Origin of the sequence: Escherichia sp. E14S1 (assembly GCF_004211995.1) — a bacterium.
In the GTDB taxonomy this organism is placed as follows: domain Bacteria; phylum Pseudomonadota; class Gammaproteobacteria; order Enterobacterales; family Enterobacteriaceae; genus Escherichia.
In genome coordinates, this window is sequence record NZ_RHJQ01000014.1 from 1 (window position 1) to 20,802 (window position 20,802).

The window sequence follows — 20,802 nt, forward strand, 5'->3', positions numbered from 1 at the left end:
CTCTTCGTCATCAACCATGTCACATTTGTTCAGGAACACGATGATGTACGGAACGCCTACCTGACGACCCAGCAGGATGTGCTCACGAGTCTGCGGCATCGGGCCGTCAGTCGCAGCAACTACCAGGATCGCGCCGTCCATCTGAGCAGCACCAGTGATCATGTTTTTAACATAGTCGGCGTGCCCCGGGCAGTCTACGTGTGCGTAGTGACGGGTCGGGGTGTCATATTCAACGTGAGAAGTGTTGATGGTGATACCACGAGCTTTTTCTTCCGGCGCGTTATCGATCTGGTCGAATGCACGAGCAGCACCGCCGTAGGTTTTAGCCAGTACGGTGGTGATTGCAGCGGTCAGAGTAGTTTTACCGTGGTCAACGTGGCCGATAGTACCAACGTTAACGTGCGGTTTTGTACGTTCAAATTTTTCTTTAGACACGGCTATATTCCTTACTATAGTGCTCTCCCCTTCAGGAGAGAGCACGGGACTTTGGTATTAACCCTTAGGCTTATTTACCACGGGCTTCAATTACGGCCTGAGCAACGTTACTCGGCGCTTCATCATACTTCAGGAATTCCATGGTGTATGATGCACGACCTTTGGTCAGAGAACGCAGCTGAGTTGCGTATCCGAACATTTCAGACAGCGGTACTTCAGCGTGGATCTTAACGCCAGTAACTTCAGATTCCTGACCTTTGAGCATACCACGACGACGGCTCAAGTCACCGATAACGTCACCGGTGTTCTCTTCTGGAGTTTCTACTTCAACCTTCATGATCGGCTCAAGCAGAACTGGTTTCGCTTTCTTAAAGCCTTCTTTAAAGGCGATAGAAGCAGCCAGTTTAAACGCCAGTTCAGAGGAGTCAACGTCATGGTAAGAACCGAAGTGCAGACGAACACCCATGTCTACTACCGGGTAGCCTGCCAGCGGACCTGCTTTCAGCTGTTCCTGGATACCTTTATCAACGGCCGGGATGTATTCGCCAGGGATTACACCACCTTTAATGTCGTTGATGAACTCGTAGCCTTTCGGGTTTGAACCCGGCTCCAGCGGGTACATGTCGATAACAACATGACCATACTGACCACGACCACCAGACTGTTTCGCGTGTTTACCTTCAACATCGGTAACTTTCTGGCGGATAGTTTCACGGTAAGCAACCTGCGGTTTACCTACGTTCGCTTCAACGTTGAATTCACGCTTCATACGGTCAACGATGATGTCGAGATGCAGTTCGCCCATACCCGCGATGATGGTCTGGTTAGATTCTTCGTCAGTCCATACACGGAAAGACGGGTCTTCTTTAGCCAGACGGCCCAGAGCCAGACCCATTTTTTCCTGGTCAGCTTTGGTTTTCGGTTCAACTGCGATGGAGATTACCGGCTCAGGGAATTCCATACGTTCCAGAATGATCGGCGCATCCGGGTCACACAGGGTGTCACCAGTGGTTACGTCTTTCAGACCGATTGCAGCAGCGATGTCGCCCGCGCGAACTTCTTTGATCTCTTCACGTTTGTTAGCGTGCATCTGAACGATACGACCGAAACGCTCACGTGCAGCTTTCACGGAGTTCAGTACGGTATCACCAGAGTTAACCACACCGGAGTAAACACGGAAGAAGGTCAGGTTACCAACAAACGGGTCGGTAGCGATTTTGAACGCCAGTGCAGAGAACGGCTCGTCATCACTTGCGTGACGTTCAGCCGGAGTGTCTTTACCGTCGTCCAGGATACCGTTGATCGCAGGTACGTCAACCGGGGATGGCAGGTAATCAATTACCGCATCCAGCATCGCCTGAACACCTTTGTTCTTGAACGCAGAACCACAGGTTACCAGGATGATTTCGTTGTTCAGAACGCGCTGACGCAGAGCACCTTTGATTTCTGCTTCAGTCAGTTCTTCACCACCCAGGTATTTTTCCATCAGCTCTTCAGAAGCTTCAGCTGCGGATTCGATCAGGTACTGGTGCCATTCGTTAGCCAGTTCAACCATGTCTGCCGGGATATCTTCGTATTCGAAGGTTACGCCCTGGTCAGCGTCGTTCCAGTTGATAGCTTTCATTTTCACCAGGTCAACAACACCGGTGAAATGTTCTTCAGCACCAATCGCCAGCTGCAGCGGAACCGGGTTCGCGCCCAGACGGGTTTTGATCTGGTTAACAACTTTCAGGAAGTTCGCACCCATGCGGTCCATTTTGTTAACGAACGCAATGCGCGGAACTTTATATTTGTTTGCCTGACGCCATACGGTTTCAGACTGCGGCTGAACACCACCAACTGCGCAGTAAACCATTACCGCACCATCGAGAACACGCATGGAACGTTCTACTTCGATTGTGAAGTCAACGTGCCCCGGGGTGTCGATGATGTTGATGCGATGCGGCTCATACTGCTTAGCCATACCAGACCAGAATGCAGTAGTTGCAGCGGAAGTGATGGTAATACCACGTTCCTGCTCCTGCTCCATCCAGTCCATGGTTGCAGCGCCGTCATGAACTTCACCGATTTTATGGTTTACACCGGTGTAGAACAGAATACGTTCGGTAGTAGTGGTTTTACCGGCGTCGATGTGCGCACTGATACCGATGTTACGGTAACGTGCGATGGGTGTTGTACGAGCCATTTGTTTCCTCGTTTATCTTTTAGGCGTTCAATTTAAGTAGCCCAAAGCGGGCTGCTTACTGGAAGCGCCCGCCTGGTGACTAAAACTCCGAAGGGATTACCAACGGTAGTGTGCGAACGCCTTGTTGGCTTCGGCCATACGGTGAACGTCTTCACGTTTCTTAACTGCAGTACCTTTGTTTTCTGCAGCATCGGAAAGTTCGTTCGCCAGGCGCAGAGCCATGGATTTATCACCGCGTTTACGAGCAGCTTCAACGATCCAACGCATTGCTAGAGCATTACGACGAACCGGACGGACTTCAACTGGCACCTGATAAGTAGAACCACCAACGCGGCGAGACTTAACTTCTACAGTCGGGCGCACGTTTTCGAGAGCTACTTCGAATGCTTCCAGTTCAGATTTACCAGAGCGCTGAGCCAGGGTCTCCAGCGCGCTGTATACGATAGATTCAGCAGTAGATTTTTTACCATCTACCATCAGGATATTTACAAATTTAGCCAGCAGTTCTGATCCGAACTTCGGATCCGGCAGAATTTTACGCTGACCAATGACGCGACGACGTGGCATGGAAATACTCCGTTGTTAATTCAGGATTGTCCAAAACTCTACGAGTTTAGTTTGACATTTAAGTTAAAACGTTTGGCCTTACTTAACGGAGAACCATTAAGCCTTAGGACGCTTCACGCCATACTTGGAACGAGCCTGCTTACGGTCTTTAACGCCGGAGCAGTCAAGCGCACCACGTACGGTGTGGTAACGAACACCCGGGAGGTCTTTAACACGACCGCCACGGATCAGGATCACGGAGTGCTCCTGCAGGTTGTGACCTTCACCACCGATGTAGGAAGTCACTTCGAAACCGTTAGTCAGACGAACACGGCATACTTTACGCAGTGCGGAGTTCGGTTTTTTAGGGGTGGTAGTATATACACGGGTACATACGCCACGTTTTTGCGGGCATGCTTCCAGCGCAGGCACGTTGCTTTTCGCAACTTTGCGAGCACGTGGTTTGCGTACCAGCTGGTTAACTGTTGCCATTAAATAGCTCCTGGTTTTAGCTTTTGCTTCGTAAACACGTAATAAAACGTCCTCACACAATATGAGGACGCCGAATTTTAGGGCGGTGTCGAAAAGGTGTCAAGAAATATACAACGATCCCGCCGTCACCAGGCCATCTGGCTGGTGTGCTTAACCGTAAGTCTGACGAAATCAGTATAGTCAATTGGGATGATATCGTTCGAAATTTGAGCAGTCAAGCCGCGGGCAATGAGGTCTTCGTTCAGGGCATAAACCTTAATGGGGGCATTACGCAGACTTTCAAGGTAGCGGTTGCCGTCAACTGCGGCAGTTACGCCATCCTGCAATAACAGCAGTTCGTCTCCCTCACTGAGCAGACGCAGCAGCGCAGCAAAATCTGTCAGCCAGGGTGAGCGATGTAATGTGTGCAACATGTACGCCTCAAAATTTCAAAATAACATCGTAGTTGGCGAGTTCGCGCCGTAAGGCATCTGCTTCGAGCGGCGTGGCTTCGACAACAAAAGGTGTCTGCGGATCTAACCCTCGTTCGCGCAGAGAAGCCGCACAAACCCAGCACTGTTCAATGTCATACAGACCCAGCAATTTAAAAGTGGCAATGTAATCACGCGCCAGCACGGCATCGGGCTTTTGTCCTGGCAGAAGCTGAAAAACGCCATCGGCGATAAAGAAGACGGCCAGATCGTCAGTTAAAGCGGAAGTTGCCAGTAAAGCATCTAATCCCTCGCGACCAGCCGCGGTGCCATGAGGCGCAGTAGAAAAGACAAACGCTATTCGTTTCATCAGAACTGTACCACCCTGTCACAGGTTAGCGAGGCTTCTGCCAGAGCGCCAAGTCCGCTTAAGGTAAATCCCGGCTGAAGGTTTGACGAGGCCAGCCCCAGTCTTCCTGCTTCAGTTTCATCGACGATACCGCGGCGCAACGCTGCCGCTACGCAGATATTCAGTGCCACGCCATGTTGCGCATTCAACTGTTGCCAGCCGCGCACAAGGTCAAATTCGTCGCTTGCCGGTGAGGTCAATTGGTTAGCGTTATAGACCCCTTCCCGGTAGAAAAAGACGCTACTCAACTCATGGCCTTCTGCTATCAGCGCCTGTGCAAACTGAAAAGCACTACTCGCCTGTTGCGTTCCGTATGCTGGCCCGGTCACCACGATGGCAAAACGCATTACTTATCTTGCCCCTGGAAATCACCGCTCTTGAACTGACGGATATAGAGATAAACAGTATGTTTGGAGATGTTGAGACGATCAGCAACCTGGTTGATCGCATCTTTGATATCGAAAATGCCTTTCTCGTAAAGATTCAACACGATTTGACGATTTTTGGCGTTATTAGAAACATTACGATCGGCGTTCACTTCTTCAATGGTGAACTCCAGTGTTTGGGTAACCAGATCTTCAACCGAAGACGCAAAGTTGACACTTGAACCGACGTCCGGGGTTTCTGGCGGCACAAAAGTGCTCATAATCTGCGAGAAGGGAACATCAAGATTCATATTGATGCACAGCAGACCAATTACACGCTGTTCGCGGTTACGAATCGCGATGGTCAGGGACTTCATTAATACGCCGCTTTTGGCGCGAGTAAAGTAGCATTTAGAAACGCTGCTATCCGCTCCCGTCATGTCGTGCAGCATACGCAGTGCCAGATCGGTAATTGGCGAGCCAATCTTCCGGCCTGTATGTTCGCCGTTGGCAATACGAATGGCTGAACATTTTAAATCCTGCAAAGAGTGCAAAACGATTTCACAGTGGGAACCAATGAGCATCGCTAACCCGTCCACCACCGCTTCGTAGGATTTCAGAATATCAAAATCGGTCTGGTCGAAAGGACGTTGATCCAGTAAATCCAACTCACTGGTTTCGTTGGTTAAAAGCGACCTGGACATGAAAAAAAACACTCCTTTTCAGGAGCCTGTCGTTAACTTTTCAGGGCAGGCTCATTAATGATGCGGGTAATTAAATTAATACAGCGGAGGTTCCGCTTTCCAGCACTAATTATATCCGGCCTGCAATAAAAAAACCGCCGCCTGGTCAGGCGGCGGTTTTTAATGCTTATTTTTTAGCAGAATCTGCTGCTTTAGCATCTGCTTCTGGCTTCGTATCAGCCTTCGGTGCTGGTTTCACGTCCAGCAGTTCTACGTCAAATACCAGAGTAGAGTTCGGTGGGATCCCCGGAACGCCCGCTTTGCCGTAAGCCAGCTCTGGTGGAATAACCAGTTTGATCTTACCGCCTTTCTTGATGTTCTTCAGACCTTCAGTCCAGCCAGGGATCACGCCGTCCAGACGGAACGAGAGCGGTTCACCACGGGTGTATGAGTTATCGAACTCTTTACCGTCGATCAGCGTACCTTTGTAGTTCACCACTACAGTATCGCTGTCTTTCGGTGCTTCGCCTTTACCGGCTTCTACTACCTGATAAACCAGGCCAGTTGAAGAGGTTTTTACACCTTTCTCTTTGGCAAATTTCTCGCGGTACTCTTTACCTTTCGCTTCGTTATCAGCAGCATCTTTTTCCATCTTCGCCTGAGCGGAGGACTTCACGCGTGCTTCAAACGCTTGCAGAGTCTGTTCGATCTCTTGATCGGAGAGTTTGCTTTTATCAGCAAATGCATCCTGAACACCCGCGATTAGCTGATCTTTATCCAGTTTGATGCCCAGCTTTTCTTGTTCTTTCAGAGAATTGTCCATGTAACGACCGAGCGAAGCACCCAGCGCGTAAGCTGATTTCTGATCGTCATTTTTGAACGCTGCTTTGCTGTCAGCAGTTGCAGTTGGTTTCGCCGCTTCGGCAGCAAAAGTGATTGGTGCATGCAGGGCAACGGCCATTGTGGTCGCCAGCAGCGTTACTTTAAACAGTGATTTCATCCATATCTCCAGGATCGGGGCATCTCACCCCTGGGTTAACTATTATCAGAAAGGTACTATAAAACGTTGTCGAACAAATCTACATACAGATACGCCCTATTATCATCTATTTTCAGACTCTTTTTGTTTAAATTAGTTTCGATGACTGCGAAATGAGTGCTGTCTCGGGCAGCAAAGTTAAGTAGAATCCGCGGCGACCATTCGACAAAAGAGGTGAATCATGCAGGATTTAACTTTGGAAGCACGCCTGGCAGAACTGGAGAGCCGGCTGGCTTTTCAGGAAATCACCATTGAAGAACTGAACGTCACGGTGACCGCTCATGAAATGGAGATGGCGAAACTGCGCGATCATCTGCGTCTGCTGACCGAGAAGTTAAAAGCCAGCCAGCCGTCGAACATCGCGTCGCAGGCTGAAGAAACGCCACCGCCGCATTATTGAGGCGTAAAAAAAGCGGGGATTCCCCGCTTTTTTGTCACTTTTTCGGTATTAGTGGCAACCGCAACCGCCGTTACCTTTACCGCCACAGCAGCCTTCGCCACCGTGTTCATGACCGTGATCGTGGCCATGACCGCCGCAGCAACCGTCGTGGTCGTGATCGTGGTGATGATCGTGCGCACCGTGAACGTGACCATGAGCCAGTTCTTCTTCAGTCGCTTCGCGAATCGCCACAACTTCAACGTTGAATTTCAGATTCTGACCAGCCAGCATGTGGTTACCGTCAACCACAACGTGATCGTCTTCAACCGCAGTAATTTCAACCGGTACTGGACCCTGGTCGGTTTCAGCCAGGAAACGCATACCTACCTGCAGTTCATCAACGCCCATAAATACGTCTTTAGGAACGCGCTGCACCAGGTTTTCGTCGTACTGACCGTAAGCGTCGTTCGCGCCAACAGCGACATCAAATTTGTCGCCAACTTCATGACCTTCCAGCGCTGTTTCCAGGCCAGAGATCAGGGAACCGTGACCATGCAGATAGTCCAGCGGCGCACTCACCGGAGACTCATCAACCAACACACCGTCTTCTGTACGTACCTGATAGGCCAGGCTGACCACCAGGTCTTTTGCTACTTTCATGATATCTCCTGAGCATGGGAAGAATAGTGGCGCAGATTGTAGCGGAATTCTGCAGCCGTGTACTCACTAGCTTAAAAAAACTCGGCGCATATCGCTAGTCCGGATGAAAAATCCCGATCACTTGTTCATCTTTGCGAACGTGATCGCGGGCTTCTTTATCGACTTCACGCATCTGGTGTCCACACTTAACACATTCAACAATATCAATATTATTTTCGCGCCACATCGCCATGGAATCTTGCGCCTGACAGGCCGGGCATTTTGCGCCCGCGATAAAACGTTTTCGGATTGCCATCTTTACCCTCTACTCAAATTCATCCCAGCCGTCCAGCTGGCGTCGTTCTTGTTGCATCTCACGCTGGAAAATCTCTTCCAGTTCGCGTCGGGCTTCCCTGGCGCGAGAAATTTGTACGGTATCGGCATGCATCGGGATAAGCTCCCGCAGCATACGCATATCCAGGCGACGAAAATGCAGCTGCGCCCGCTGTGCCTGATGCGGGTGCATCCCAAGCGTAACCAGCGTTTTGCGCCCCAGCTCTAACGCACTGGAGAATGTCTCACGGGAAAACTGCGTCACCCCTGCCTGTAATAACTCATGCGCTTCCACACGTCCGCGTGCTCGCGCAAGAATATGCAAATGCGGGAAGTGTTGCTGGCAAATCTCCACCAGCTTCATGGTGTCTTCCGGCTCGTTACAGGTAATGACAATAGACTCTGCGGCCTCTGCACCCGCAGAACGTAAAAGATCTACCTGCGTGGCGTCGCCGTAATAAACTTTGTAGCCATATTTACGCATCAGGTTAACAGCGCTGATATCCCGCTCCAGCACAGTAATGCGCATTTTATTTGCCATCAGCAAACGACCAATCACCTGACCAAAACGCCCAAAGCCCACGACAATGACCTGCGGTTTATCATCGTTGACCCACGGTTTTTCGTCTTCTTCTTCCGGTCCGTTAAACTGGCGGGATAGCCATTTATCCACCAGCTTCATCAGCAGCGGCGTGGTCATCATGGAAAGCGTCACCGTCACCAGCAACAGCGCCATCTGGTCGCCCTGGAATAAGCGTTGTGAAGAAGCGGTAGAAAAGAGTACAAAGGCAAACTCACCACCCTGACTCAATACACCAGCAAACTGCATTCGCTCTGAGCTACGCACGCCATACAGTCGCGCCAGTAGATACAGCACGAGAATTTTCACCGCCACCAGCACAACCACGCTTATCACTACCCACAACAGATGGGTATAAAGCACCCCAAGGTTGAGCGACATCCCGACCGAGATAAAAAATAGCCCGAGCAGCAACCCCTTAAACGGATCGATTGCCGTTTCCAGTTCATGGCGATATTCACTTTCCGCCAGCAGCACGCCTGCAATAAACGTACCGAGCGCCATCGACAGTCCCAGCGCATCCATAAACAATGCGGAACCCAACACCAGCAGCAGCGTCGCGGCGGTGAACACTTCCCGCACGCCAGAAGCTGCAATAAAGCGGAATACCGGACGCAGTAAATAGCGCCCGCCAATCAGCATGCCGACAAACGCCAGCACCTTCATGCCGATTTTCATCCAGTCGAAATGTTCATCTGCTGACCCCGCCAACAACGGCACTAACGCCAGTGCCGGGATCACCGCCAGATCCTGAAACAGTAACACCGAGAAACCTAACTGGCCGGATTCGCTGCGATTCATCCCTTTCTCACGCATCAATTGCAACGCCATTGCAGTTGAAGACATCGCAAGGCCAATGCCACCGACCACTGCCGCCTGCCAGGCGAAATCCGTCAGCATCAATAATCCCGCCAGCAACGCCGCGCTTAACAGCACCTGTGCCGCGCCTACGCCAAAAATCGAACGCCGCAGTTGCCAAAGCTTGGAGGGATTCAACTCCAGGCCGATGATAAACATCAGGAATACCACGCCGAGCTCTGAAAAATGGAGGATCTCATCGACGTCGCTAATAAACCCCAGTCCCCACGGGCCAATTGCAATCCCTGCCAGCAAATATCCCAACACAGCGCCAATACCCAGCCGCGATGCCAACGGCACCGCAGCCACCGCCGCGAAGAGAAACAGCACTCCTGCGAGTAAAAAATCGGAACCTTCCATCAGCGGCCTCCTGGAGACAGTGGATTTGCCAGCCAGTCACCGTAGGCTCTGGCGTGGCTCGCCAGCTCCTGTGCGCTTTGCCGTCTCGCCCAGTAAATAATGATGGGGCTTAACCAATGCATCCGGCACATGCCCGCCGCCAGTTCAAAGGGGCGCAGAACATCGCTCATCGGGTAGCGATTCAATGCGTCATAACGGTAAGCACTTTCCGGCTCGCCGGTGGTAATCACGCTACGCCAGTACTTTCCCGCCAGTTGGTTTCCCCCCGGCCCGCTGGCAAAACCACGACTTAATACCCGGTCCAGCCACTCTTTCAGTAGCGCCGGGCAGCTATAGGTATAAAGAGGATGCTGAAAGACAATCACCTCGTGCTCGCGCAGTAATGCCTGCTCACGGGGGATATCAATAAAAAAATCGGGATAGTGCGCGTAAAGGTCGTGCACGGTAACATTGCTGAGCTGCGTGGCCGGTTTAAGCAGGACCCGGTTTGCCACCGAGTCCTGAGATTCCGGATGGGCATACAGCAGCAAAACTTTCGCTGGCTGAGACATCATCCCCCTCCCGGTATGGTTTTTGTGTATAGTCGCTGTTTTGGGCTACCATTGCGCCCGGTGCGGCAGCTCGCCCATACATTACATTATCATAATGATAAGTTAACATAGTCTGAACATACGGCGCCTTATGATTGTTTTCTCCTCGTTACAAATTCGTCGCGGCGTGCGCGTCCTGCTGGATAATGCCACCGCCACCATCAACCCCGGGCAGAAAGTCGGCCTGGTGGGTAAAAACGGCTGTGGTAAATCTACCCTGCTGGCATTGCTGAAAAATGAAATCAGCGCCGACGGCGGCAGCTACACCTTTCCGGGAAGCTGGCAACTGGCGTGGGTGAATCAGGAAACGCCGGCACTGCCGCAAGCGGCGCTGGAATATGTCATTGATGGCGACCGTGAATATCGCCAACTGGAAGCGCAGCTACACGACGCCAATGAACGTAACGATGGGCACGCCATTGCGACCATTCATGGCAAGCTGGATGCTATCGACGCATGGAGTATTCGCTCCCGCGCCGCCAGCCTGCTGCACGGCCTCGGTTTCAGCAATGAACAACTGGAGCGCCCGGTGAGTGATTTCTCCGGTGGCTGGCGTATGCGTCTTAACCTTGCCCAGGCGTTGATTTGCCGTTCAGACTTGCTGCTGCTCGACGAACCGACTAACCACCTCGATCTCGATGCCGTTATCTGGCTGGAAAAATGGCTGAAGAGCTATCAGGGTACGCTGATCCTGATCTCTCACGACCGCGATTTCCTCGATCCGATCGTTGATAAAATTATTCATATCGAACAACAAAGCATGTTCGAGTACACCGGCAACTACAGCTCATTTGAAGTGCAGCGCGCCACCCGCCTGGCGCAGCAACAGGCGATGTACGAAAGCCAGCAAGAGCGTGTGGCGCATCTGCAAAGTTATATCGACCGTTTCCGTGCCAAAGCCACCAAAGCGAAGCAGGCCCAAAGCCGCATTAAGATGCTCGAGCGCATGGAGCTGATTGCCCCCGCGCACGTCGACAACCCGTTCCGCTTTAGCTTCCGCGCGCCGGAAAGCCTGCCAAATCCGTTGTTGAAGATGGAAAAAGTCAGCGCAGGCTATGGCGATCGCATTATTCTCGACTCGATTAAACTGAATCTGGTCCCCGGTTCGCGCATTGGTCTGTTAGGTCGCAATGGCGCGGGTAAATCGACATTAATCAAACTGTTAGCCGGAGAACTTGCGCCAGTCAGCGGTGAAATTGGTCTGGCGAAAGGGATCAAACTCGGCTACTTCGCCCAGCATCAACTGGAATACCTGCGCGCCGACGAATCGCCTATTCAACATCTGGCACGTTTAGCGCCGCAGGAGCTGGAGCAAAAACTGCGTGACTATCTCGGCGGTTTTGGTTTCCAGGGCGATAAAGTGACTGAAGAGACGCGCCGTTTCTCCGGTGGTGAAAAAGCCCGCCTGGTGCTGGCATTAATTGTCTGGCAGCGCCCGAATCTGCTGCTGCTCGACGAACCGACCAACCACCTTGATCTCGACATGCGTCAGGCACTCACCGAAGCATTAATCGAGTTCGAAGGTGCGCTGGTTGTCGTCTCGCACGACCGTCATTTGCTGCGTTCCACCACTGACGATCTCTATCTGGTTCACGATCGTAAAGTCGAACCGTTCGACGGCGATCTGGAAGATTATCAACAGTGGTTGAGCGACGTACAAAAGCAGGAAAACCAGACCGACGACGCGCCAAAAGAGAACGCGAACAGCGCCCAGGCACGTAAAGATCAGAAGCGTCGGGAAGCGGAGCTGCGTGCGCAAACCCAGCCGCTACGTAAAGAGATTGCCCGTCTGGAAAAAGAGATGGAGAAGCTGAACGCGCAACTGGCGCAGGCGGAAGAAAAATTGGGCGACAGCGAACTGTACGACCAGAGCCGTAAAGCGGAACTGACCGCCTGCCTGCAACAACAAGCGAGCGCTAAATCCGGGCTGGAAGAGTGCGAAATGGCATGGCTGGAGGCCCAGGAGCAGCTTGAGCAGATGCTGCAGGAAGGCCAAAGCAACTGATGGCACAGATAACGACGACCGATGCCAATGAATTCAGCAGCAGTGCTGAATTCATCCCTATGCGCGGTTTCAGCAATTGCCATCTACAAACCATGCTGCCGCGTCTGTTTCGTCGTCAGGTGAAATTCACTCCGCACTGGCAGCGGCTGGAGTTGCCCGACGGCGATTTTGTCGATCTCGCGTGGAGTGAAGACCCTGCACAGGCGAAACATAAACCGCGTCTGGTGGTGTTTCATGGTCTGGAAGGCAGTCTCAATAGCCCTTACGCCCACGGCTTGGTTGATGCGGCGAAAAAGCGCGGCTGGCTGGGTGTGGTGATGCATTTTCGCGGATGCAGCGGTGAACCTAATCGCATGCACCGCATTTACCATTCGGGCGAAACCGAAGACGCCAGTTGGTTTTTACGCTGGCTGCAACGTGAGTTTGGTCATTCGCCAACGGCTGCCGTCGGCTATTCGCTCGGCGGTAATATGCTGGCCTGTTTGCTGGCAAAAGAAGGCAATGATCTCCCGATTGATGCGGCAGTGATTGTCTCCGCGCCGTTTGTGCTGGAAGCCTGTAGTTACCATATGGAAAAGGGCTTTTCCCGCGTTTATCAGCGTTATTTGCTGAACCTGCTAAAAGCCAATGCGGCGCGCAAGCTGGCGGCCTACCCCGGTACGCTACCGATTAATCTCGCGCAGTTAAAATCGGTACGTCGCATCCGTGAATTTGACGATCTGATCACCGCCAGAATTCACGGCTACGCCGACGCTATCGACTATTATCGTCAGTGTAGCGCCATGCCGATGCTGAACCGGATCGCCAAACCGACGCTGATTATTCACGCCAAAGACGATCCGTTTATGGATCACCAGGTGATCCCGAAACCGGAAAATCTTCCTCCGCAAGTAGAGTATCAACTGACCGAACATGGGGGTCATGTTGGTTTTATTGGCGGTACATTACTTCACCCGCAAATGTGGCTGGAGTCACGCATTCCTGACTGGTTAACAACGTATCTGGAGGCGAAATCATGTTGATTCCCTGGCAAGACATCTCCCCTGAAACGCTGGAAAATTTAATTGAAAGCTTTGTGTTACGTGAAGGCACCGATTATGGTGAACAAGAGCGTACGCTTGAACAGAAAGTCGCCGACGTCAAACGCCAGCTACAGTGCGGAGAAGCGGTACTGGTCTGGTCGGAACTGCACGAGACGGTCAATATCATGCCGCGCAGTCAGTTTCGCGAATAACCTGCAACCGTCGGCGGACGAAATAATAATGATAGCCAAGTCATGGAGTTACTATGTCTGCCAAACATCCGGTCATTGCGGTAACAGGATCCAGCGGCGCGGGGACTACCACCACCAGCCTCGCGTTTCGTAAAATATTCGCCCAGTTAAATCTGCAAGCCGCCGAGGTGGAAGGCGACAGTTTTCACCGCTACACCCGCCCGGAAATGGACATGGCGATCCGCAAAGCGCGCGACGCCGGGCGGCATATCAGCTACTTCGGTCCCGAAGCCAACGACTTCGGCCTGCTGGAACAGACCTTTATTGAATACGGCCAGAGCGGCAAAGGGAAATCTCGCAAATATCTACATACCTACGACGAAGCCGTACCGTGGAATCAGGTGCCAGGCACATTCACCCCATGGCAACCTTTACCGGAACCGACCGATGTACTGTTTTATGAAGGTTTACACGGCGGCGTGGTCACACCACAACATAACGTCGCGCAGCATGTGGATTTACTGGTTGGCGTAGTGCCTATCGTTAACCTGGAGTGGATTCAAAAACTCATCCGCGACACCAGCGAGCGCGGGCACTCACGAGAAGCAGTGATGGACTCTGTAGTGCGTTCAATGGAAGACTATATCAACTACATCACGCCGCAGTTTTCCCGCACCCATCTTAACTTCCAGCGCGTTCCTACCGTCGACACTTCAAACCCGTTCGCGGCAAAAGGCATTCCATCGCTGGATGAAAGCTTTGTGGTGATCCATTTTCGTAATCTGGAAGGAATCGATTTCCCCTGGCTGCTGGCGATGCTACAAGGCTCATTCATTTCCCACATCAATACATTAGTGGTGCCGGGTGGCAAAATGGGTCTGGCAATGGAGTTAATTATGCTGCCGCTGGTGCAACGACTGATGGAAGGGAAGAAAATCGAGTAGCGCCGCTAATAAGCCGGATAAAATACTATCCGGCGTCACAACGGGGTAGTTAAATCACGCGGCAACCACTTCATACGAGTGGGTAATATTCACGGCTTTTTCCAGCATCAGCGCCACTGAACAATATTTCTCAGCAGAGAGATCCACCGCACGCGCAACCGCTGCGTCCTTCAGGTCGCGACCGGTGACGATAAAATGCAAATTGATATGGGTAAACAGGCGCGGGGCCTCTTCGCGGCGTTCAGAGGTTAGTTTTACTTCACAATCAACCACATCCTGACGCCCTTTTTGCAGGATAGAAACCACATCAATGGCGCTACAGCCACCCGCCGCCATCAGCACCATTTCCATCGGACTTGGCGCTTTATCGCCAGAGTTGCCATCCATTAAAATCTGGTGACCAGAGGCGGATTCACCCAAAAAAGTTAACCCTTCAACCCACTTCACACGCGCTTGCATAATCGGAACTCCATTGCGTCAATTTTCCTGACAGAGTACGCGTACTGACCAAATCGCGCAACGGAAGGCGACCTGGGTCATGCTGAAGCGAGACACCAGGAGACACAGAGCGAAAGCTATGCTAAAACAGTCAGGATGCTACAGTAATACATTGATGTACTGCATGTATGTAAAGGACGTCACATTACCGTGCAGTTCAGTTGATAGCCCCTTCCCAGGTAGCGGGAAGCACATTTCGGCAACCCAGAGACAGCGGCGTTTTCTGGCTCTGGAGAAAGCTTATAACAGAGGATAACCGCGCATGGTGCTTGGCAAACCGCAAACAGACCCGACTCTCGAATGGTTCTTGTCTCATTGCCACATTCATAAGTATCCATCCAAGAGCACGCTTATTCACCAGGGTGAAAAAGCGGAAACGCTGTACTACATCGTTAAAGGCTCTGTGGCAGTGCTGATCAAAGACGAGGAGGGTAAAGAAATGATCCTCTCCTATCTGAATCAGGGTGATTTTATTGGCGAATTGGGCCTGTTTGAAGAAGGCCAGGAACGTAGCGCATGGGTACGTGCAAAAACCGCCTGTGAAGTAGCTGAAATTTCCTACAAAAAATTTCGTCAATTAATTCAGGTTAACCCGGATATTCTGATGCGTCTCTCCGCGCAGATGGCGCGTCGTCTGCAAGTCACTTCAGAGAAAGTAGGCAACCTCGCTTTCCTCGACGTTACAGGTCGCATCGCGCAGACGCTGCTGAATCTGGCGAAACAACCCGATGCCATGACTCACCCGGACGGTATGCAAATTAAAATTACCCGTCAGGAAATCGGTCAGATTGTCGGCTGTTCTCGTGAAACCGTGGGGCGCATTCTGAAGATGCTGGAAGATCAGAACCTGATCTCCGCACACGGGAAAACCATCGTCGTTTACGGCACCCGTTAACCCCATCGGAGTGGCGCGTTACCTGGTAGCGCGCCATTTTGTTTAAACCGATGTGGCGCAGACTGATTTATCATCCTGATATCAACTATGCACTACGACAAACACTGGTGCTATGTTTGCCCGTGGCCGTTGGTCTGTTGTTTGGCGAATTAAGACTCGGCCTGCTGTTTTCACTCGTCCCTGCCTGTTGCAACATTGCGGGACTTGATACCCCCCATAAACGTTTTTTCAAACGCTTGATTATTGGCGCGTCGCTGTTTGCTACCTGTAGCTTACTGACACAGCTGCTGTTGGAAAAAGATATCCCCCTACCCTTTCTGCTGACTGGGTTAACGCTGGTACTTGGCGTCACTGCCGAGCTTGGGCCATTACACGCAAAATTGCTTCCTGCATCGCTGCTGGCTGCCATTTTCACCCTCAGTCTGGCGGGATATATGCCGGTATGGGAGCCATTGCTCATTTATGCGTTAGGCACACTCTGGTACGGGCTGTTTAACTGGTTTTGGTTCTGGATCTGGCGCGAACAACCCCTACGCGAATCACTTAGTCTGCTCTACCGTGAACTGGCTGATTACTGTGAAATCAAATACAGTCTGCTCACTCAGCATACCGATCCCGAAAAAGCGCTCCCGCCACTACTGGTACGCCAGCAAAAAGCGGTCGATTTAATTACCCAGTGCTATCAGCAAATGCACATGCTTTCCGCGCAAAATAATACTGACTACAAGCGGATGTTGCGCATTTTCCAGGAAGCTCTGGATTTACAGGAACATATTTCGGTCAGTTTGCATCAACCTGAAGAGGTGCAAAAGCTGGTCGAGCGTAGCCATGCGGAGGAAGTTATCCGCTGGAATGCGCAAACCATCGCTGCTCGCCTGCGCGTGCTGGCTGATGACATTCTTTACCATCGCCTGCCGACGCGTTTTACGATGGAGAAGCAAATTGGCGCACTGGAGAAAATCGCCCGCCAACACCCGGATAACCCCGTGGGGCAATTCTGCTACTGGCACTTCAGCCGCATCGCTCGTGTGCTGCGTACCCAGAAACCGCTCTATGCCCGCGATCTGCTGGCGGATAAACAGCGGCGGATGCCATTACTTCCGGCGCTGAAAAGTTATCTTTCATTGAAATCTCCGGCACTGCGCAATGCCGGGCGACTCAGTGTGATGTTGAGCGTCGCCAGTTTGATGGGTACCGCGCTGCATCTGCCGAAGTCGTACTGGATCCTGATGACGGTGTTGCTGGTGACACAAAATGGTTACGGCGCGACCCGTCTGAGGATTGTGAATCGCTCCGTGGGAACCGTGGTCGGGTTAATCATTGCGGGCGTGGCGCTGCACTTTAAAATTCCCGAAGGTTACACCCTGACGCTGATGCTGTTTACCACCCTCGCCAGCTACCTGATATTGCGCAAAAACTACGGCTGGGCAACGGTCGGCTTTACCATTACTGCGGTGTATACCCTGCAACTGTTGTGGCTGAACGGCGAGCAATACATCATTCCGCGTCTTATCGATACCATTATTGGTTGTTTGATTGCCTTCGGTGGCACGGTATGGCTGTGGCCGCAGTGGCAGAGCGGGTTATTGCGTAAGAACGCCCATGATGCTTTAGAAACCTACCAGGAAGCGATTCGTCTGATCCTGAGTAAAGATCCGCAACCAACACCACTGGCCTGGCAGCGAATGCGGGTTAATCAGGCACATAACACTCTGTATAACTCATTAAATCAGGCGATGCAGGAACCCGCATTTAACAGCCATTATCTGGCTGACATGAAACTGTGGGTAACACATAGTCAGTTTATTGTTGAACATATTAATGCCATGACCACGCTGGCACGAGAACACCGGACATTACCACAGGAGCTGGCGCAAGAGTATTTGCAGTCTTGTGAAATCGCTATTCAACGCTGTCAACAGCGGCTGGAATATGACGAGCCGGGCGGGTCTGGTGACGCCAATATCATAGACGCGCCAGAGATGCTGCCGCACGAAGGCGCGGCTGGTACCCTGGAACAGCATTTACAACGGGTTATTGGCCATCTGAACACCATGCACACCATATCGTCGATGGCATGGCGTCAGCGACCGCATCACGGGATTTGGTTGAGTCGCAAGTTGCGGGATTCGAAGGCGTAATCAATTCATTGCCAGAAGCGACATCTTTTGCCTGATGCGACGATGACGCGTCTTATTTACGCCCCGACCACCTTCGCCACCGCGTGGGCGAAACGTTGCATCCCTTCATCGATATCCGCATCATCCACCACCAGCGATGGCGCAAAACGCATCACATCCGGCCCAGCGTTCAGCACCATTACGCCAGCCTCGGCACCCGCATAAAGAAAATCACGCGCCTGACCTTTGTACTGAGGTTTCAGCTCCGCGCCAATCAACAACCCCATGCCGCGAATATCGCTAAACACATCAAACTGCTGATCGATCTTCTGCAAATGGTCAACAAAACGCTGGCGTTTCGCCTGAATGCCTTCCAGCACTTCAGGGGTATTGATGATATCAAATGCCGCACCCGCGACTGCACAGGCCAGTGGATTACCGCCGTAGGTGGAACCGTGAGAACCAGGATGAAACGCTGAAGCAATCTCCGCCGTGGTCAGCATGGCGCTAATCGGGAAGCCGCCGCCCAGGGCTTTCGCAGAGGTCAAAATATCTGGCGTCACGCCGTAGTGCATATAGGCAAACAAATCGCCAGTCCGCCCCATTCCACACTGCACTTCATCAAACACCAGCAATGCCTGATACTGATCGCACAACTCACGCAAGCCCTGCAAAAACGCTGGCGTCGCCGCCGTCACGCCGCCCTCGCCCTGAATCGGCTCAACCACCACCGCGCAGGTATGGTCATCCATCACCGCTTTCACTGCGTGAAGATCATTAAAAGGCACGTGGATAATATCTGCCGGTTTTGGCCCAAAGCCGTCGGAATATTTCGGCTGCCCGCCCACAGAAACGGTAAACAACGAGCGACCATGAAAGGCGTTATGGAAGGCGATGATTTTGGTTTTGAACGGGCTATGACGTACGCAGGCGTAGTGACGCGCCAGTTTAAAGGCGGTTTCGTTGGCTTCCGTACCGGAGTTCATAAACACCACGCGTTCGGCAAACGTCGCCTCAATCAGTTTACGCCCAAGACGCAGCGCCGGTTCATTGGTGAAAACGTTGCTGATATGCCACAGGGTTTCCCCCTGGGTTTTTAACGCTTCCACCAGCGCCGGATGGCAATGGCCTAACGCCGTTACCGCAATCCCACCCGCGAAATCGACATACTCCTTGCCTTGCTGATCCCAGACTCGGCTGCCCTGACCTTTTACCGGAATAAACTCTGCCGGAGCATAAATCGGCAGAATCACTTCATCGAAAGTCGCGCGTGTAATTGCTGTTTGTTCAATTGCCATCTCATGATCACCCTGTTACGCATAAATCAATGTGAAATTATAATCACAAAATATGCATAAAAAATCACTTGATAGCAATCGGAAATCAGCGATGCAGGAAATTAGCCAGCAGTTGATGTCCTTGTTCGCTAAGAATGCTTTCTGGATGGAACTGCACACCTTCCAGATCCCACTGGCGATGACGAATCCCCATAATCTCACTGGTTTCGCTCCAGGCCGTCACGTCAAAGCACGCTGGCAATGAGTCAGGTTCCACCACCAGCGAATGGTAGCGCGTCACGGTGAGTGGATTCGCCAGCCCCTGGAATACGCCCTGCCCGTTATGCGTAATCGGTGAGGTTTTACCGTGCATGACCTTTGCGGCACGCACAACTTTGCCACCAAAAGCCTGCGCCATCGCCTGATGACCGAGGCAGACGCCAAGGATCGGCAAGCGCCCGGCATAGTGACGAATAACGTCAAGGGAGATCCCGGCTTCATCTGGCGTACAGGGGCCGGGTGATATGACAATTTTTTGTGGTTTAAGGGCGTCGATATCTGCCAACGTCAACGCATCGTTGCGCTTAACCAGCACATCGGCCCCCAGTTCACAAAAGTACTGGTAGAGGTTCCAGGTAAAAGAATCGTAGTTATCAATAAGCAGGATCATGGCGGCTCCGGTACGAAAGAACCGCGCTATTTTACTCAGATTCCCCGGCTTCGCTTACCACTTTGCTAAATATCATCTGCAGCGCGGTAAGATCACCCATTGCCCCACTCTGATTTGCCTGATTCCAGGCCTCTTCTTCAATACCCTGCCAGTTCAGTTGATAGCCGGCATGAATCGCCAGTTGCTCGAAGAAGATCCTCTGTGCCAGACCACTTCCCACCCGGAAGGGATGCAGTACGTTGATTTCACAATAGTAGTGCGCCAGCCGCTCGACGAACTTCGCTTTCTCCAGGCCAACCAGATAACCTTCTTCCTCCAGATCCTGCATCAGGGCATTGCCCTCTTTTTCGATATAGGCAAAGTGGCAGAACGGCGTATCACCCTGATAAATATCGACTTCGCGTAGTTGCCCCGCCCAGTCGAAAATATCCTGATAAAGCTGGCGATGAATAGCGCGCAAATGCGGTAAACCGCGCACCAGCGGACCAAGCTCAATGGCCGCAGCACGCAGCGCCGTCATTTCGTAAGCAGCCTGTTCCAGCCGCTGCTGCTGGCGGATATTCAACCGATTACGCATGATATCAAGGCCAGGATAAAGATACGGATCGCGCCCTTCGCCGAATTTATCGCTCATAGTGCCTCCTCAGCTCTTCAAGGCGTGCTAAAGCCTCTGCGGCAGTAAGAGTGACTAATGGCATCTCGACGCCTTCAAGGCGGCGGCTGGCCTGGAAATTACGATTACGCTGAAGCTCCCAGAGACGGGACTTTTGCTTATCGGTGAGTTTCTTCACTTGATGCCTCCCTGAACGTGTCCGTTTGCCACAAGTATAAGCGGCAAATCCAGGTTACGCCGGGAGAGCAGAGGCGCGGGCAAGAT

25 protein-coding genes are annotated in these 20,802 nt (G+C 52.1%); 7 read left to right on the forward strand and 18 right to left on the reverse strand.

The genetic code is table 11. From position 1 onward, the window contains the following. From D9734_RS16275 to fkpA, 9 genes are all read right to left on the reverse strand, one after another. A partial coding sequence (locus tag D9734_RS16275; RefSeq protein WP_000031723.1) for a GTP-binding protein occupies positions 1-435 on the reverse strand: 435 nt, incomplete at its 3' end. Positions 436-505: 70 nt separating this feature from the next. After that, positions 506-2,620 (reverse strand): elongation factor G, encoded by a 2,115-nt coding sequence (gene fusA / locus D9734_RS16280; RefSeq protein ID WP_130208915.1) that lies wholly within the window; start codon positions 2,618-2,620, stop codon positions 506-508. A gap of 96 nt (positions 2,621-2,716) precedes the next feature. Further along, positions 2,717-3,187, reverse strand: coding sequence for a 30S ribosomal protein S7 (gene rpsG / locus D9734_RS16285; protein ID WP_001138043.1), 471 nt, complete (start codon positions 3,185-3,187; stop codon positions 2,717-2,719). 96 nt (positions 3,188-3,283) lie between these two features. After that, complete coding sequence (gene rpsL, locus D9734_RS16290; RefSeq protein ID WP_000246815.1) at positions 3,284-3,658, reverse strand: 30S ribosomal protein S12; 375 nt, start codon at positions 3,656-3,658, stop codon at positions 3,284-3,286. A gap of 125 nt (positions 3,659-3,783) precedes the next feature. After that, positions 3,784-4,071, reverse strand: a complete 288-nt coding sequence (gene tusB / locus D9734_RS16295) for a sulfurtransferase complex subunit TusB (protein WP_130208917.1) — start codon at positions 4,069-4,071, stop codon at positions 3,784-3,786. A 7-nt stretch (positions 4,072-4,078) separates the two neighbouring features. After that, the gene (tusC, locus tag D9734_RS16300; RefSeq protein ID WP_130208919.1) at positions 4,079-4,438 is read right to left on the reverse strand and encodes a sulfurtransferase complex subunit TusC; all 360 of its coding nucleotides are present in this window, start codon (positions 4,436-4,438) and stop codon (positions 4,079-4,081) included. Continuing rightward, on the reverse strand, positions 4,438-4,824 hold the full coding sequence (gene tusD / locus D9734_RS16305; protein WP_001209689.1) for a sulfurtransferase complex subunit TusD: 387 nt from the start codon (positions 4,822-4,824) through the stop codon (positions 4,438-4,440). Before tusD ends, tusC begins: the two co-directional genes overlap by 1 nt. Continuing rightward, on the reverse strand, positions 4,824-5,546 hold the full coding sequence (locus D9734_RS16310; protein WP_000091466.1) for a transcriptional regulator: 723 nt from the start codon (positions 5,544-5,546) through the stop codon (positions 4,824-4,826). The genes tusD and D9734_RS16310 overlap by 1 nt, the downstream gene beginning before the upstream one ends. 166 nt (positions 5,547-5,712) lie before the next feature. Beyond that, positions 5,713-6,525, reverse strand: a complete 813-nt coding sequence (fkpA, locus tag D9734_RS16315) for an FKBP-type peptidyl-prolyl cis-trans isomerase (RefSeq protein WP_130208921.1) — start codon at positions 6,523-6,525, stop codon at positions 5,713-5,715. Positions 6,526-6,745: 220 nt separating this feature from the next. Here fkpA and D9734_RS16320 point away from each other — a divergent pair, with 220 nt between their 5' ends. Continuing rightward, positions 6,746-6,964 carry a protein SlyX gene (locus D9734_RS16320; protein WP_064527535.1) on the forward strand — a complete coding sequence of 73 codons (219 nt, stop codon included), beginning with the start codon at positions 6,746-6,748 and terminating at the stop codon, positions 6,962-6,964. A 48-nt stretch (positions 6,965-7,012) separates the two neighbouring features. Here D9734_RS16320 and slyD read toward each other — a convergent pair whose 3' ends face one another. The 4 genes from slyD to kefG all read right to left on the reverse strand — a co-directional run bounded on the left by slyD (position 7,013) and on the right by kefG (position 10,264). Then, entirely contained in the window at positions 7,013-7,603 is a 591-nt protein-coding gene (slyD, locus tag D9734_RS16325) for a peptidylprolyl isomerase (protein ID WP_000861334.1), read from the reverse strand. A gap of 94 nt (positions 7,604-7,697) precedes the next feature. Beyond that, positions 7,698-7,898 carry a YheV family putative zinc ribbon protein gene (locus D9734_RS16330; protein WP_001007734.1) on the reverse strand — a complete coding sequence of 67 codons (201 nt, stop codon included), beginning with the start codon at positions 7,896-7,898 and terminating at the stop codon, positions 7,698-7,700. Between the two features lie 9 nt (positions 7,899-7,907). After that, complete coding sequence (gene kefB / locus D9734_RS16335; protein WP_000399122.1) at positions 7,908-9,713, reverse strand: glutathione-regulated potassium-efflux system protein KefB; 1,806 nt, start codon at positions 9,711-9,713, stop codon at positions 7,908-7,910. Beyond that, complete coding sequence (gene kefG / locus D9734_RS16340) at positions 9,713-10,264, reverse strand: glutathione-regulated potassium-efflux system ancillary protein KefG (protein WP_001297514.1); 552 nt, start codon at positions 10,262-10,264, stop codon at positions 9,713-9,715. Before kefG ends, kefB begins: the two co-directional genes overlap by 1 nt. Before the next feature lie 130 nt (positions 10,265-10,394). Between kefG and D9734_RS16345 the strand changes: the two genes are divergently transcribed. Genes D9734_RS16345 through D9734_RS16360 form a run of 4 tightly spaced genes read left to right on the forward strand, consistent with a single transcriptional unit; the run spans position 10,395 to position 14,465 of the window. Further along, positions 10,395-12,308, forward strand: a complete 1,914-nt coding sequence (locus tag D9734_RS16345; RefSeq protein ID WP_130208923.1) for an ABC transporter ATP-binding protein — start codon at positions 10,395-10,397, stop codon at positions 12,306-12,308. Next, a complete protein-coding gene (locus D9734_RS16350; RefSeq protein WP_130208925.1) occupies positions 12,308-13,330 on the forward strand; it encodes a hydrolase in 1,023 nt (340 codons plus the stop codon). Before D9734_RS16345 ends, D9734_RS16350 begins: the two co-directional genes overlap by 1 nt. Beyond that, the gene (locus D9734_RS16355; protein ID WP_064527543.1) at positions 13,324-13,542 is read left to right on the forward strand and encodes a YheU family protein; all 219 of its coding nucleotides are present in this window, start codon (positions 13,324-13,326) and stop codon (positions 13,540-13,542) included. Before D9734_RS16350 ends, D9734_RS16355 begins: the two co-directional genes overlap by 7 nt. A 53-nt stretch (positions 13,543-13,595) precedes the next feature. Next, positions 13,596-14,465, forward strand: a complete 870-nt coding sequence (locus D9734_RS16360; protein WP_130208927.1) for a phosphoribulokinase — start codon at positions 13,596-13,598, stop codon at positions 14,463-14,465. A 54-nt stretch (positions 14,466-14,519) separates the two neighbouring features. On the opposite strand, the gene D9734_RS16365 is transcribed toward D9734_RS16360, so the two are convergent. Next, a complete protein-coding gene (locus D9734_RS16365) occupies positions 14,520-14,924 on the reverse strand; it encodes an OsmC family protein (protein WP_001148908.1) in 405 nt (134 codons plus the stop codon). 301 nt (positions 14,925-15,225) lie between these two features. Between D9734_RS16365 and crp the strand changes: the two genes are divergently transcribed. Both crp and D9734_RS16375 read left to right on the forward strand, forming a co-directional pair. After that, complete coding sequence (crp, locus tag D9734_RS16370; protein ID WP_000242755.1) at positions 15,226-15,858, forward strand: cAMP-activated global transcriptional regulator CRP; 633 nt, start codon at positions 15,226-15,228, stop codon at positions 15,856-15,858. Between the two features lie 50 nt (positions 15,859-15,908). After that, entirely contained in the window at positions 15,909-17,999 is a 2,091-nt protein-coding gene (locus D9734_RS16375) for a YccS/YhfK family putative transporter (RefSeq protein WP_130209200.1), read from the forward strand. 56 nt (positions 18,000-18,055) lie between these two features. On the opposite strand, the gene argD is transcribed toward D9734_RS16375, so the two are convergent. The 4 genes from argD to D9734_RS16395 form a co-directional block, all read right to left on the reverse strand. Beyond that, positions 18,056-19,276: a bifunctional acetylornithine/succinyldiaminopimelate transaminase gene (gene argD / locus D9734_RS16380; RefSeq protein WP_130208929.1), complete on the reverse strand. Its 1,221-nt coding sequence runs from the start codon at positions 19,274-19,276 to the stop codon at positions 18,056-18,058. Between the two features lie 85 nt (positions 19,277-19,361). Beyond that, positions 19,362-19,925, reverse strand: a complete 564-nt coding sequence (gene pabA, locus D9734_RS16385; protein ID WP_130208931.1) for an aminodeoxychorismate synthase component 2 — start codon at positions 19,923-19,925, stop codon at positions 19,362-19,364. Positions 19,926-19,956: 31 nt separating this feature from the next. After that, on the reverse strand, positions 19,957-20,559 hold the full coding sequence (locus D9734_RS16390; protein WP_130208933.1) for a putative adenosine monophosphate-protein transferase Fic: 603 nt from the start codon (positions 20,557-20,559) through the stop codon (positions 19,957-19,959). After that, entirely contained in the window at positions 20,549-20,716 is a 168-nt protein-coding gene (locus D9734_RS16395) for a YhfG family protein (protein WP_000736860.1), read from the reverse strand. Before D9734_RS16395 ends, D9734_RS16390 begins: the two co-directional genes overlap by 11 nt. Positions 20,717-20,802: the final 86 nt, after the last annotated feature.